This window comes from uncultured Marivita sp. (assembly GCF_947488135.1).
Lineage (GTDB): Bacteria > Pseudomonadota > Alphaproteobacteria > Rhodobacterales > Rhodobacteraceae > Marivita.
In genome coordinates, this window is record NZ_CANKYW010000016.1 from 18,882 (window position 1) to 32,341 (window position 13,460).

A 13,460-nucleotide genomic window follows, 5' to 3' on the forward strand; every position below is an offset into this window, starting at 1 on the left:
CTTAGGTCGTCGCTCCCCAGATCGACTGGATCACGGTCGGGATCACGCCGATAATCACGATGATAATCAGCAGCGTGAAGACGCGCGCCCAATCAATGAAGTTGAAGGCCCCGCCGAGCAGAACGAACACGGCCACGATGGTCATAACCGTCCGTCCGGTCGTGCCTGTCAGGGCGTCGAGGATCGACTGCAAAAGGGAATCGACCGCGCTCAAGTCGATGTCTTGCGCGAGGGCCGGTTGCGACCAAAGCAGGGTCGCAATCGCGGCCATCGCGATTAGGTGTCTATTCATTGTCAACTTCTCCTAGTTGCCCAAGGTTTGATTAAACACAGCCATCACCTTCCGGACGTGACCCTGTGTTTCTCGATACGGCGGGATGCCCCCGTGCCGTTCGACTGCATCCGGTCCTGCGTTGTATGCTGCAAGAGCAAGTTCGCGGGTGCCGAATTGGCGAAGCATCGCTAAAAGGTAGCGAGCCGATCCATCTAGGTTCTGGTGCATGTCATGCGGGTCCACCCCCAGGTCGCGCGCCGTTCCCGGCATAAGCTGACCGAGGCCGATTGCGCCCACATGCGACCGCGCGTTCGGATTGAACGCGCTTTCAATCTGAATATTCGATCGGAAAAGCGTCACCCATTCGCTTGCGGACAGTCCCGCGTCGGCGATCGCGCGATCCGCCGCGTATCGGAAACCTGTCTGATGAATGGCATCCAGAATGTCGCCGCGCGGAACGAGAACGCGAGGGGCTGCGACCGCCCCTCCACTGGTCGAAAGAACGACTTCGGGTTCACGCGGCTCAGGGCCGAAAACCACAAGGCTGCTTCCCTGTTCATAGTTCACAAAGCCGCCGTCTCCGACGACGAGAACATCCGCGCTTGCGGCTGTTGCTACTATCATAAGGAAGGGGAATACGCATCCGCGCAGCGTGTGCAGCGGGCGAAGGGAAAGGCTACGGCGACAGGATGTGAGTTTCCCGCCCGCCTTCATAGAGCGGCACAGAACTGGTCGTGAACCCGTTCCGGTGCAGGAATGATATGAGGCCATTGGCGGTCTTGAACTCTCTCCGGTCTGGGCCTCCCACATTGGTGCTTCTGGCTGACGTAAGTAATTTCTCGAACGAACGGTCTTCGCTGACGACCCGGACGAACCATAGCCCATACCAGACAGAGCTAACTTTTGTTGCGTCCTTAGCCGCGACAACTTCAACGTGAAACCCGCGCTGGACCAATTCGTAGAGTTGTGTTTCTGATACCACATTCGGTTTTTCTTTATCGGGTTCTGAAACCACGGAATCCTACCTTCGCCAGACGGGGACCGCGGCACCCTTCTCGGGTGCCTACGTTCTACGAGTTTATAAGAGTTGCCGCAAGCTATAAGATACGATAATCTGCAAAAAAGCGGCGCGTCGCCGGTTTCTAGCTTAGGCTGCTGAGAACGCCAAGATTATTGATGGATCACACCCTATGCGCGGACTTCACGCTGGCATGTTTATACTTATAACCTTTGCGGCCACCACGGCGCAGGGCGAGACCTGCCTGTCCCCGCCGCGACCGTTCCTGCCAGCGGGAGAGGCAGAGATGATCGAGTTCGCCGAGATCATCCGCCAGGATTTTGAATACTACATCAACGACATTCAGGCATACTTCCGGTGCCTAGACGAAGAACGTGCGCGGGCTTTTGAGGAAGCCCGACAGGTAAGTCAAGACTACGGGCGTTTTCAGGCAGTGATAAAGGCGAACTAGGCCGCTGACCGGGCCGAAACCGATCGCTCCTCGCCGTAAGCGTGAACGATCTTGGCGACAGTCTTTGGGTCGATCTGCAACTCCTTGGCGATCCAGCGGAAGCTACGACCCTCCGCGCGCAACTTGAGAACGCGCGACTTGTAGAGCTTCACCTTCGGCGCATCGCCTTTCTTCCGCCCGAGAACCTTGCCGTTGGCCTTCGCGCGTTCAAGCCCGGACAGAACACGCTCTTGCAGAAGATCGGACTCGAACTCCGAGATTACCGCCAGGACGCCGACCATCGCGCGGCCCGTCGCCGTGGTCAGATCGAACTCGGACTTGTTGAGCGCCTTCACGGAGACGCCCTTACCCGCCAGCTCCTTGAGCGTCGAAAGAAGGTCGGTCGTGGACCGCCCCCAGCGGGACAGCTCCGTCACCAGAACGGCGTCGATCTCTCGACGCTGCGCCAGCGCCATGATCTTCTTACGTTCCGGCCGCGTGTCCCGGCGACCGCTCGCCGTTTCGGTGAAAGTGTCCACCACCCGGTAGCCCGACCGATCGGCCAGAGCAGTCAATTCGGCGACTTGACGGTCTGTGTCTTGATGCCCGGTCGAAACCCGCGCATAGATAGCAACACGTTGCACCATTCAGACCCCCTCGCCAAGCGACCGGAAAAGGCCAGTAATTACATGACCACGGCCCCGATCCGTTTAATCATATGTCAGTTTGGATCACTTGGCGCAACGGTTCCACCCGATTTTCCTTGCAAAGCGCGGCTCAACGGCACTAAACCCGCTTTATAGGGTTCGCCCTGTCTTATAAGAACCGCGAGGCCCAACCATGAGGCACTTCCTACAGACCACCGCAATAGCCGCGACAGCCGCCATCGCCGCTTTCGTATCCACTCCGACCCCCGCCAAGGCCCAAGGCTACCAGATCGACTGCGCGATCCTGCTGTGCCTCTCCGGCGGCTGGCCCGCATCCGAGCCATGCGCCCGCGCCCGCGCAGAGTTCATCCGGCGCATCACGCCCTGGCCGATCGAACCCCCGCTGCAAATCTGGCGTTGCCCGATGGGCGTTGCCTACACCGTCGATCCCGACACCCTGACCGCCGACCGGATCTACGAAATCCTGCTCGATCTGGACGACGCGCCGCAGCAATCCTTCCCGAGCGCACCTTTCCAGGACCACTCACGGGACGCGCTCGTTCCGCAGCCCGCCGTTGTCCGCAACAGCGACGGGGCTGCGCGAACGCTCCCCGAAGGCTTCGCCTTGCAGCTCGCGCAGAGCGCCGAGACCGGGGCGGACATTGATATTTCTGATCCAGCCTTCGACTTCGTGCGCTCAATCCGCGTCTACAACGTCACCGGCGCCCACCAGCGCGAGGCGGGACGTGAAGGCGACGAGGAATGTCGCCGCTCATTCTCGATGCGGATCGGTCGCTACGGCCCGCAGGGTGAGTTCTCATGGCATGGCGGTTCTGATCCCGGCCAGCTTCCAGCAGCTCATACGGGTCTTTCACGTTGGGGCGAAAACTGCCCGCGCGTCTGGCACCGCTCCGTTTTCGTGGACTGGCGCGACTACGAGGGCAACTACGGCTTCGAGCAGGTCAACTACTAGACGTGGGGCCACGGCCCCGGTCGCACCACAATAATTGCGACAGGCATCCAGACTGTGTATGCCTGTTGCCAACACTTAGAAGAATCAACCGAGGGAGTGAGCAGCACCCCATACAAATGAAAACCCCCCGCAAGGCGGCAACCTAGCGAGGGGGGGCTTTTAGAACCTAGGAATTGGCGTTCCGAAGGGTCCACTACCGATAACTTGGACTGGTTCTACCACCCCCCCAACATCACTGGCAAGCGAAAAACGCACCTGTGCGAACAGGGAAATCTTGCCCCGCGCCGCCTTGTCCCACTCACCACATCGAGGACAAGAACCATGACCACAGCGAACCACCCGGTCCTGCCGCAAGGCTTCAAGAGATTTTCTGTCGAGCAGACCTTGCTCAAGGCCGCAGCCCTCATCGGCCTGCGCGGCCCCACCCTTCACGCCCTCCTGCACATGATGCAGAAGACCGATCCCGCCGCCTGGACTGATCCCGCGCGGGAGCCCGTCTTCTTCGCCCCACAGGACGAAACCGCCCGCGCCCTGGGCAAGACCCGCCGCGCCCTCTACAACACCGAAATAACGCTCGAACGCATGGGCCTCATCGAGCGCCGCGTGAAGGCCAACGGCCAGCGATCCTCGCACGGCAAATGCGGCATCGTCTTTTCCAAGCTAATCGCCGCTTTCCCCGACCTTCTGAACCTCATCGAGCAGGCCGAGATCGAGCGTCGCCGCATCAAGGCCCTCGCCAACGAACGCAGCTCATGCCTGCACTACGTCAACGCCCGCCTGCGCGAAGCGACGAACGACGACAGCACCTTAGATCACATCCGCGGCGCGCTGGCCGCATGGCCGCGCACCGACAGCCTCACCCGCATGGGCCTCGACGCCCTCGAAGCCCATGTCGAAGACGCCCGCCGCCTGTGCATCGCCGTCGATGATGTTCTCGATTTACTGCGTGATTCTTCCGGTGAACCGGCAGAAAACTTCCGGTCCCATATACAAGAGAACAACGTAATAGATAACTCTGTATCCTGTAACGACGCCGTGGATAGATGGAGCGCGGGCAAACCCGCGCACTCTGATTTACCTGTGTCGGAGCCTACCGGCCCCGGCGATTGCAGAGAAAATGAGTGTGAAGCGGCAAGCGCATCGCGCAAGGCCAAAATGCTCGCGCATCTGACCCCGGACAGGATTTTCAAGATGGCTTCGGCCGACATGCAGCACGCAATCAGCGTCCAGTTGGGCAACAGGACCGAGCCGCGCAAGAGCGACTTCTTCCGCGCCGCCGAAGCCATGCTGCCCGCCCTCGGCATCAACCCTTCCGCCTGGAACGACGCCGTCTCGTTCATGGGGATCGACCGCGCCTGGCTCACCGTTCTTCTGATCGACGCGAACCGCGACCACCCCGAAACCCCCGTCAAATCGCCCGGCGGGCTGTTGCGGACCCTGACCCGCAAGGATCGGGAGGGCACCTTCAAGCTCGACGGCGGGCTGATCGGCCTTCTGACGCGCAAAGGCGTCTGATGGCCGAAAAATGCCCAAAGAAAGCCGTTACTTCGCCCGTGCCGTCACACGACGATAACCGCGCCGTGACACTGGATAGCATCAGCGCCGCCACAGTTCGCGGACAGGACGTGCGACCCTCGCAGCTCGACCTCTTTCCCGACCGGGCCTACCTGCGATGCGTCGATCCCGCCGCCAACAAGGCCCGCTTCTATGTTCTTGCCGTCCAGCCGACCTTGTTCGGCGGGGTTGATCTTGTCTGTGAATGGGGGCGGATCGGCTCGCCTGGAACGGTTCGCTTTATCCCTCACCGCGACACGGGCCAAGCTCTCGACACCATCCGAGCGATAACCGCAAAGCGCAAGGCACGAGGCTACGTCGAGTAGCACTTCACTCGCCTGATCTTTGTCTGTCTAGACCGCCCCGAAGGTGCGGCCGCCTCCGTGAACAACGAACGGGCATCTTACGCAGCGCAGGAACCTGTCAACACCTAGCCCTTCGGGGCGCGTCCCGCGCGTGTGGACAGGCCCCTTTTTTCACCGCGTCTTCTTGCCCTGTTTATTCACCAAGGAGACGACCATGAACTACCTTCGCAAACGATCCATCCGCCTTCGCCATGCCGCCTCTCGCCGGATGCGAACCATCCGCAAGCTGCTCCAGAAGATCGACTTGAGCCTCACCATCGAGATCAACCTTGTCTTTCTCAAGGTCGCGCTCGAAATCGGTCGCAGGGACGAATGACCGTTCCTGCCATTCCATCTTCATCTTTCCCTAAATATCCACGGGGGAGGCGCGGAACGCGCCGGGGGCGGTAGCCCCCTCGACGTTGTGGCCCCAGCCCCGCCGCCCTGATCGGGCGACGTGTCACCGCGCTCTAGGCTCCGGCCGGCGGGCGGCCTGCGCCCCGCACCCTGCGATCCTGGCCTTCCTGATCCAATGGCGCGCGCGCCGTCTCGTTCCGAGCCGCCGCGCGCACCTTGGATCATGGTCGCCCTGGACCTTGTGAGCGGCCCTTCCGGGTGACGATCGCTGGGGCGGGCGGCTCCGGGGTTCGGGCGAGCCGAACGCCGCTGCGCCGCTGCCGGACAGGGGGGTTCGGACAAGCCGAACGCCGCCCTGTCCGGTTTCCCGTTCGCCTGGGGATCGAGGGTCTGCCTTGCCTCCCTCGGGATCGGTCGCGTCCTTCGCCTGACAGCTCGCCCCCGCCCGCCCAAGGGGCTTTCGCGGCATATCCTTGTCGCTGCGCTCCTGCGGTATTCCACGGTCCCCTTGTGCGTTCGGTTTCGAGCCGTCCTGCTTGTCCTTGCGCGACCGACCCGAAGGCTGACGAGGAAGTCAGACCCGGCCCCGGTGCGCTCCGGTCAGGAAGCTGACACCGCTGCGCGGTGACGGTGATTTTCTGGCCCCCTTCGGGGGCCGTGCGCTCCCTCGCCTCTGGCATCAAAGGAAGTCCGAAGGGGGTGCTGGTGTCAAACTATTTAATTGCAGAAAACGGCAATAAAAAGCTGGGCCGGGCCATATAAACAAGGTAAAAAGGAGGGGCGAAAGGGGCGCAGCAAAGCACCCCACGCCACCACCACAAAGGACCGATTTTATGTGCGATACAATCGAAATCAGCCCCACGGCCCGGCGGATCGCCGAGCAGAACGACCAGTTCCGCAAGCACGTTCTGACGGGCGGTCCCGCAGGCACACCGCAGGGCCGCATCGTTATGACCCGTGCCGTTGCCGCAGTCGGGCCGACCTTTCAGATGGAAGTCGCCCGCGCCGTTATCGCGGACGAGACATTCACCGAGGATAACGATCCCCACGGCGATCACAGCTTCGGAGCCGTCACTGTGCAGGGCCATAAGGTCTGGTGGAAGATCGACCTCTACGACCTCGACTATCACTGGGGTTCGGAGACGCCCGACGATCCCGCGCAGACCCGCCGCGTCCTGACCATCATGTTCCCGTCCGACTACTGAAATCGGGGCATCCCGAGAGGGGCGCACCCGTCAGGCGCAGCCCGCGCCGGAAAGGAGGTGACAGCATGAGCAGAGAGACTTTGACAGCCCGGATTGCGGAAGCATGGGCGCTTGTCAGGAAGGGCGATGATTTTGGCATCGGACGCCGCTTCCTGATCCAGCACGGAGCCATTTAAGGCCCCTCGCCTCGCCCCGTCAGGGGCGGGGCAACCAATAACACGAAACTCACCACACGAAAACAAGGAATGTCCCAATGACCAAGCAAACGAAAATCACCGCCGCAGAAGCCCGCTTTCCGCTGGCGAGTCTGACCCTTTCGACCATGAACCCGCGCCAGAACGTGCCGGAGCAGGACGTGATCGAGTTGGCCCAGAGCATCTGGACCGCTGGGCTGATCCAGAACCTTTCGGGGATGGCGACCGACGAAGGCGGAGCCGAAATCGTGGCAGGGGGCCGCAGGCTTCGCGCCCTGCAATATCTGGCCGAACAGCATCCCGACATGGCCGAGACGCGGCCCGAACTGGCGAACCCGCTGGTCAATCTCGCGCCCGACCGGACCACGGCAGAGGCATGGGCGACGACCGAGAACATCGCGCGGCGCGACCTGCACCCCGCCGAGGAAATCCGCGCCTATGGCAAGATGGAAGCCGCAGGAGCGCCCCCCGCCACCATCGCGCGCGCCTTCGCGGTGACGGAGAAGCACGTCTATCGCCGTCTTGCGCTGGCGCACCTTCCCGCGCCCGTGCTGGACGCCTTGCAGTCCGACGAAATCACCCTGTCCGGTGCCGCCGCCTTCACCATCGGCGACGACGAAAAGCGCAGCCTTGAGGTCTTGGAGCAAGTGCGAGGGTCCAACACGTCCGACTATCACATCAAACGCCTGTTGAAGCCCGACACCGTGCGGGGCAGCGACCGCCGCGCGATCTTCGTCGGCGTGGACGCCTACAAGGCCGCAGGGGGCCGGATAGGGGGCGATCTGTTCGCCGACGAAACCCTTTTCGATGATCCCGACACGCTGGACACGCTTTTCCGAGAAAAGCTGGACGCCGCCGCGAAGCTGCACCGCGAACAGCAGGGCTGGAAATGGGTCGAGGTCAGCCCCGAGTCCTATGTCGGCTGGTATCACATCGAGCAGGGCAAGTTCGATCGGGTCTATCCCGCCGAGGGCGACCTGACCGAAGCCGAGGCCGAGCGGTATGACGAACTGGCCGAACTGGCGGACGGCGACGTGCTGGACGACGAAGGGCAAGCCGAACTGGACGCCTTGCAGGCCAAGCAGGACGGTTCCTATACCGACGAGCAGAAGGCCCATGCGGGCGCGATCCTCTACATCGACAACGAGGGGCGTATTCAGGGTTACGAAGGGCTTGTGCGCGGCGCGGACAAGGCCGACGCCATCGCCGCTGGCGTCTTGCAAAAGAGCCGCCACAGAGCCGACGAGGACGAGGGGCCGAAAGACCCGATCAGCCAGAAATTGCGCGACGACCTCAACCGCGTGGCACAGGGCGCACGGCAACACGCGGCATTGCGCGACCCCGACCTGTTGATCGATCTTCTGGCCTATCAGTTGAGCCATGCCTTGAACTGGAAGAACCCGTTGGGGATCAGCCTGACGGACGTGCCGAACTGGCCCACGACAGAGGCCGATGGCTACGCGCTGGACGAGCGGCTGACCGCCAATCCGCCCCGCGATATGTGGGATGCGAAAGACCTTGGCGCATCGTTCCGCGCGTTCCGCAAGAAGGGGTCGGAGCATGTGCGCGGCGAGTTGGTCCGGTTCCTTGCCGCTCAATATCGCGGGGGCGACGAGAAGCTGGCCGCGATGATCGACAAGGAGACGCAGCCGAGCATCCGCGAGGTTTGGACGCCCACGGCAGCGAACTTCTTTTCCCGTGTGGGTGGCCCCTACCTCAACGAGTTGTGGCGTGACCTTCTGGGGCTGACGGCGGATCATCCGACGATCACCACGTTCGAGCGGCTGAAAAAGGGCGAGAAGGCCGAGCGGCTGGAAAGCCTTTTCACCGACGAGGCGACCCGCACCGCCCTTGGCCTGACGGACGAGCAGATCGCCCGCATCGCCGAATGGCTTCCCGAAGGCATGGCCTGACCATAGCGCAGGGCGCGCAAGCGCCCTGCCCCTTCCCCAGATCGCAGGAGACCGACGCCATGCCCATTAAAACCTATACCATCGCCACCAACCGCGCCGAGACGGAGCCGCGCAAGGGCCACATCGTCAGCTTTGCCCGTGAGGGACAGACGCCCGTGGACGTGGCGCTTTACAAGACGAGCGGCGGCTATGCCGCCGACCATCCCCGCACTGGCTACGCGATCCGCGCGTTCGACCAGATCAGCCGCATGGGACCGCCTGTGCCGTTCAAGGCAGCGAAGGAGAGCCTTCTGTTCATGCTGGACGACATGGAAGGCTACGAGCGCATCCGTGAGGGATGCCGCGCCCTGCCCGTCCTGAATCCCGATTTTCGATAATCTGATTGCCGGAAGGATCGAGACCATGCCGAACTTCACTGCCCATCGTCACCCCGTCCTGGCTGTTCGTTGCCCCGATTGTCGCAAGGCCCCTGGTATCTGGTGCGTCCGGCCCAGCGGTCACAAGGCCAGCGACCTTCACCAAAGCCGGAAGGCCGAGGCCGACCGCGTGTTCATCGAGCAGCACGGACCAGACGCCAGCATCGAACGGATCGGTGAAAGCTGGACCATCGACCCATGGGGACGCGCTGGCATCCGCCCGCAACCCGAGCAACCATCGTTTTTCTAGGGCCGGAACGGGCCGTAATCACTGGCTGCACGAACGAAATTGAGCTAGACTTCGCGTGATGATCGGCGCGGCAGGAACAGGATACGACCCGATGAGAAAAGCCGTGCTGCATTGGACCTACCTGAAAGGCTACAGCGGTTTCGTTTTGCCCGTTTGGGTCCGTCGATTGGTTGCCGGATCGGAAATCCATCGCGCATGGTTTCTGGGTTTCACGGGTCACTTCATCGAGAACGACATTCGGTATGGCCTTGCCAACCCACGACGACAGGAGCCGCTTCACAATGACCTATGATCTTGACCGCTACGAGCGCGAGACCGCGCGAATCGCCGACAAGCAATCCCGCCTTTACAAATGGATCGGCGCGATCACCGTCGCGGCTTTCGCGAGTTTCGGATACGTTGCGCTGACGTTGTTCAATCCCGCCTTGCCCGCGACGATCACCGTCTTCCTGATCGGTCTGTTCTGTTTCTGCGCGATCAAGGGCGTCGCGCTGCGAAACGAGATTGTCGCGGCCAAGCAGCGCCAGATGCGCGGTCCGTTTATGATAGCCCCGAGCGGCTTGGGAAAAGTCGGCTCGATGCGCGGGCGCTATACCGTTTCGACTGAACAGCCCTGAACATTCCTATTCCTTGTGGTGAGGAACACTGGCCCCGCTTCGGCGGGGCCTTTTTTTCGCACTCGATCCTCGCTACGCCTTACAGATGATGCGACGACAGCCCATGCCCTTCCATACCGGAGACAACGATGGACCTTTCCGAAATGACCTACGCCCAACTGGCCGAACACCAGAAGGAGGTTGAAAGCGCGATGCGAAACCTTGAGAAGACCCGCCGCGCCGAAGCCAAGAAAGCCGTCCGGGCGACGGCCAGGGACCACGGGTTCACGGTCGAAGACCTGTTCGGCGGTCAGGGGAGCGCGAAAGGCATCGGGTCCACGACCCCGCCGAAATATCGCAACCCCGACAACCCCGCCGAGACATGGACCGGGAAGGGCCGGAAGCCGCAGTGGCTCAAGGCCGCGCTCGAAAAGAACGGCGGCGATCTGTCGGCCTACGAGATCTAGGTATGATCGGGCGGGCCAGGACTTCGCCCTGCCCCGCTCGATCCGGCGCTGTTCGCGCCGAAGCCGCATGTCATTGCCATTCCAGCGGCGGCGTCACTGACTGACCGGCGCTTGTGTCTGACCGCGCAGAAGGCGTCCGGCTGTTAACCTGGCCCGCGCCACAGGCGCGGCCCAGGGCCGGACCTCCCCACCCCACACGGTCTTGTCATTCTACCACACGGTTCAAGGACGGCGATTTTCGTCCTTCGTCCGAAAATCTTGCAAGCGCCTTCGGCGTCCTTGACCTCGCGTGTCCGTATGCCTGCGACCGCGCGGGGCGGGCGAGAGCTTTGATTTCCTCGCGGTTTCAACCTATATTGGAAAGGAACTCACCATGAGCGACACGAACATGAGCCAAGAGCAATTCCAGCAGATCATGCAGCGTTTCGACGCTAACGACGTTCGGATGAAGAACGTCGAGGACAACATGGTCCGCAAGGGCGACCTCTTCCAAGCGGTGCTGACGGTTCAAGGGCTTGTCCTTGCGATCATCGTTGGCACGCTGGTCGTCGCCAACGCGCTTGTAGGCTTCGGGGGTCCGACCCCCTGACGGATCAGCGGCCCTTCGGGGCCGCTTTTCTGCGTTCCCCGTGCGGGCTGGACAGCGCAGCGCCCCGCACTCACCCGCACCAACCTTGCCGCCGCCCGCCTTCGTAGGGCCGGGCCAGCCCCTCCGATACGAGCGTGTCGCGCACGTCCGTGCCATTCACCATCAGCCGTCCCAAAAGCCGGTCATACCTGTCCCGCCCCGGCAGCAGCATCAGCTCGACGCGCACCACGCCGTCCAGCAGCTCACGCACCCGCGCCGTCGCAAGATCGCCAAGCCGCTTTTCATAGGTGCATCGCGCACGGTATGTCTCCGGCGTGTCGAAGCCGACGAGCCTGACGCGCTCGCCTGAAACATCTATCGTGTCACCGTCCACAACGTATATTTGCGAAGCCGCGACTTGCTCACTAAATCCGGTTGAGGGAAGCGCCCCGAGAAGAAGGACCAATCCGACCGCCATGCCGCCGCGAAAACCGCTCGACTTTCGGAGGCCGAAGCCTCGTCCGAACCGCTTCAAAGCGACGTTTATCGTGGCGCTTGCTATCGTCATTCCTGCGGGCCTCGCTTTTGCATTAGTCGTTTGAGAGCGGCCCGGAACCGCCCTTCCTTTTCCCGTTTTTCCTTGTCGCGCGAAACCGCCATTCCGAACTGGAAACCCGCTTCTCTTGTCGGTGAGGCGATAGTGCCTTATCGGTGCCGTTCCAACCATCACCGTCGAACCATCCTTTCTTGCCCCGCCTTCGCGCTCGACTGTTTCACTGCCGTCAGCCCTTGTTCGTCCGTTCCCCGATACGTGTTTCTTATTGATGAACATAGCGAATGGGTTCTGTGAGACGCTTCGCTTCAATCACTACTTTCCCCTGCCCCTTCGGGTCATTCCTCGCGGAACAAAGTAGCGTTTGACACACGCCACCCATCCGCCAAGCATGTTCATCGAAACACGAAATCAAGGAACGAACCAATGGCTAACCAACACTTCAAACTGAACGTCAAGAACGAAGGCAAGGACGGCAAGAACTACTGGTCCGACTGCGGTGTGGTCTTCGTCAACACCGACGACAGCGGCAACATCACCTCGATCACCGTCAAGCACGTCATGTTCCCGAACGTCGAAATGGTCGCCTTCCCCAAGCGGGACAAAGACGAAAACTAGGGAAGGAAGGGCGGCCCCTGGGCCGCCCTCCCTCTTTCGCCCCCGGCTTCGCGGAGACCGTCATGGACGACTACAAGCAAACGCCCGATCCGCGCCACGATCTTCCGCCCAGGCGGCTGGCCGAAACCCGGCGGGTCGAGACACCGGAAGGGCAGACCGTGCATCTGTCGATCGGGTTCGACCCCGCCGAGCCGGATCGGCCCCGCGAGGTTTTCTACTCGGCCGGGTTCAAATCCGGGTCGCAGTTGGAGTTCCAGATTCAGGACGCCTGCGTCCTCATTTCTCTCCTGCTACAGCACGGCCACCGGCCCGCGGACATTGCCAAGTCCCTCGCGCGGGCCGAGCAGCCGGACGGATCAATGGCCTATGCCAGCCTCACCGGCCTTATCGTCGCTGCGCTGGACGACCCTGACTGATTGTCACGGCAGCCATTGCCGCCCATCTTCCGCCGTCAGTCCGAACCATTGCAGCTCGACCGTCCTTTTCCGGTCGGAATCCAGTTCGGCGTGGATCTCCTTCAAGCCGTCGATTCCGCCCAGCTTCACGATCTCCTGTCCGAGCCGGGAGATATGCGTCGCTGCCGTAAGTTTGTCGTGATCGTTCGATCCGGTTTCCATGATCGTCGCCCAGCGGTTCAACTGGACCGTTACCGGCGTGACCTGTGACAGCTCATCGTATTTCGTGTCCAACATCCTGATATTCTCCATTTGCTTCATTGGATTCAGGATACCGCCATCTTGTGAAAATCGAAAACCAAAGCGTATGGCCCCTGCCCCGCCGCCCTGGGGGCGTCGTGTCACCGCGCTCTAGGCTCCGGCCGGCGGGCGGCCTACGCCCCGCACCCTGCGATCCTGGCCTTCCTGATCCAATGGCGCGCGCGCCGTCTCGTGCCGAGCCGCCGCGCGCACCTTGGATCATGGTCGCCCTGGACCTTGTGAGCGGCCCTTTCGGGTGACGATCGCTGGGGCGGGCGGCTCCGGGGTTCGGGCAAGCCGAACGCCGCTTCGCCTTTGACGGACAGGGGGGTTCGGGCAAGCCGAACGCCGCCCTGTCCGTTTGTCCCGTTCGCCTGGGGATCGAGGG

20 protein-coding genes are annotated in these 13,460 nt (G+C 62.1%); 15 read left to right on the plus strand and 5 right to left on the minus strand.

Going from position 1 to position 13,460, the window contains the following annotated elements; all coding sequences use genetic code 11:
* Position 1: 1 nt before the first annotated feature.
* Both Q1B16_RS21410 and Q1B16_RS21415 read right to left on the minus strand, forming a co-directional pair.
* A complete protein-coding gene (locus tag Q1B16_RS21410; protein WP_299567866.1) occupies positions 2-292 on the minus strand; it encodes a TrbC/VirB2 family protein in 291 nt (96 codons plus the stop codon).
* Positions 293-304: 12 nt separating this feature from the next.
* Entirely contained in the window at positions 305-988 is a 684-nt protein-coding gene (locus tag Q1B16_RS21415; protein ID WP_299794198.1) for a lytic transglycosylase domain-containing protein, read from the minus strand.
* Between the two features lie 476 nt (positions 989-1,464).
* Here Q1B16_RS21415 and Q1B16_RS21420 point away from each other — a divergent pair, with 476 nt between their 5' ends.
* Entirely contained in the window at positions 1,465-1,743 is a 279-nt protein-coding gene (locus tag Q1B16_RS21420) for a hypothetical protein (protein ID WP_366140186.1), read from the plus strand.
* Here Q1B16_RS21420 and Q1B16_RS21425 read toward each other — a convergent pair.
* On the minus strand, positions 1,740-2,369 hold the full coding sequence (locus Q1B16_RS21425; RefSeq protein WP_299794201.1) for a recombinase family protein: 630 nt from the start codon (positions 2,367-2,369) through the stop codon (positions 1,740-1,742). The genes Q1B16_RS21420 and Q1B16_RS21425 overlap by 4 nt on opposite strands.
* Before the next feature lie 193 nt (positions 2,370-2,562).
* Here Q1B16_RS21425 and Q1B16_RS21430 point away from each other — a divergent pair, with 193 nt between their 5' ends.
* The 12 genes from Q1B16_RS21430 (at position 2,563) to Q1B16_RS21485 (ending at position 11,227) form a co-directional block, all read left to right on the plus strand.
* On the plus strand, positions 2,563-3,342 hold the full coding sequence (locus Q1B16_RS21430; RefSeq protein ID WP_299567859.1) for a hypothetical protein: 780 nt from the start codon (positions 2,563-2,565) through the stop codon (positions 3,340-3,342).
* Between the two features lie 204 nt (positions 3,343-3,546).
* On the plus strand, positions 3,547-4,857 hold the full coding sequence (gene repC, locus Q1B16_RS21435; protein WP_299794204.1) for a replication initiation protein RepC: 1,311 nt from the start codon (positions 3,547-3,549) through the stop codon (positions 4,855-4,857).
* A 65-nt stretch (positions 4,858-4,922) separates the two neighbouring features.
* Positions 4,923-5,222 carry a WGR domain-containing protein gene (locus Q1B16_RS21440; RefSeq protein WP_299794207.1) on the plus strand — a complete coding sequence of 100 codons (300 nt, stop codon included), beginning with the start codon at positions 4,923-4,925 and terminating at the stop codon, positions 5,220-5,222.
* A gap of 193 nt (positions 5,223-5,415) precedes the next feature.
* On the plus strand, positions 5,416-5,577 hold the full coding sequence (locus Q1B16_RS21445) for a hypothetical protein (RefSeq protein ID WP_299794210.1): 162 nt from the start codon (positions 5,416-5,418) through the stop codon (positions 5,575-5,577).
* An 853-nt stretch (positions 5,578-6,430) separates the two neighbouring features.
* Positions 6,431-6,802 carry a DUF3768 domain-containing protein gene (locus tag Q1B16_RS21450; protein WP_299794213.1) on the plus strand — a complete coding sequence of 124 codons (372 nt, stop codon included), beginning with the start codon at positions 6,431-6,433 and terminating at the stop codon, positions 6,800-6,802.
* A 253-nt stretch (positions 6,803-7,055) separates the two neighbouring features.
* Complete coding sequence (locus Q1B16_RS21455) at positions 7,056-8,909, plus strand: ParB/RepB/Spo0J family partition protein (RefSeq protein ID WP_299794216.1); 1,854 nt, start codon at positions 7,056-7,058, stop codon at positions 8,907-8,909.
* Between the two features lie 59 nt (positions 8,910-8,968).
* The gene (locus Q1B16_RS21460) at positions 8,969-9,286 is read left to right on the plus strand and encodes a hypothetical protein (protein ID WP_299794219.1); all 318 of its coding nucleotides are present in this window, start codon (positions 8,969-8,971) and stop codon (positions 9,284-9,286) included.
* A 25-nt stretch (positions 9,287-9,311) separates the two neighbouring features.
* A complete protein-coding gene (locus tag Q1B16_RS21465; RefSeq protein ID WP_299567996.1) occupies positions 9,312-9,575 on the plus strand; it encodes a hypothetical protein in 264 nt (87 codons plus the stop codon).
* Between the two features lie 91 nt (positions 9,576-9,666).
* Complete coding sequence (locus tag Q1B16_RS21470; RefSeq protein WP_299567997.1) at positions 9,667-9,867, plus strand: hypothetical protein; 201 nt, start codon at positions 9,667-9,669, stop codon at positions 9,865-9,867.
* Positions 9,857-10,192, plus strand: coding sequence for a hypothetical protein (locus tag Q1B16_RS21475; protein WP_299567998.1), 336 nt, complete (start codon positions 9,857-9,859; stop codon positions 10,190-10,192). Before Q1B16_RS21470 ends, Q1B16_RS21475 begins: the two co-directional genes overlap by 11 nt.
* Positions 10,193-10,320: 128 nt before the next feature.
* Positions 10,321-10,638, plus strand: a complete 318-nt coding sequence (locus Q1B16_RS21480; protein WP_299567999.1) for an H-NS histone family protein — start codon at positions 10,321-10,323, stop codon at positions 10,636-10,638.
* Positions 10,639-11,011: 373 nt separating this feature from the next.
* Positions 11,012-11,227 carry a hypothetical protein gene (locus Q1B16_RS21485; RefSeq protein WP_299568000.1) on the plus strand — a complete coding sequence of 72 codons (216 nt, stop codon included), beginning with the start codon at positions 11,012-11,014 and terminating at the stop codon, positions 11,225-11,227.
* A 70-nt stretch (positions 11,228-11,297) separates the two neighbouring features.
* Here Q1B16_RS21485 and Q1B16_RS21490 read toward each other — a convergent pair whose 3' ends face one another.
* Entirely contained in the window at positions 11,298-11,774 is a 477-nt protein-coding gene (locus Q1B16_RS21490) for a thermonuclease family protein (protein WP_299568001.1), read from the minus strand.
* 411 nt (positions 11,775-12,185) lie between these two features.
* On the opposite strand from Q1B16_RS21490, the gene Q1B16_RS21495 reads away from it, so the two are divergent.
* Both Q1B16_RS21495 and Q1B16_RS21500 read left to right on the plus strand, forming a co-directional pair.
* Complete coding sequence (locus Q1B16_RS21495) at positions 12,186-12,377, plus strand: hypothetical protein (RefSeq protein WP_299568002.1); 192 nt, start codon at positions 12,186-12,188, stop codon at positions 12,375-12,377.
* Between the two features lie 62 nt (positions 12,378-12,439).
* On the plus strand, positions 12,440-12,793 hold the full coding sequence (locus tag Q1B16_RS21500; protein ID WP_299794228.1) for a hypothetical protein: 354 nt from the start codon (positions 12,440-12,442) through the stop codon (positions 12,791-12,793).
* Between the two features lie 3 nt (positions 12,794-12,796).
* On the opposite strand, the gene Q1B16_RS21505 is transcribed toward Q1B16_RS21500, so the two are convergent.
* Complete coding sequence (locus Q1B16_RS21505; RefSeq protein ID WP_299568004.1) at positions 12,797-13,069, minus strand: hypothetical protein; 273 nt, start codon at positions 13,067-13,069, stop codon at positions 12,797-12,799.
* Positions 13,070-13,460 lie beyond the last annotated feature (391 nt).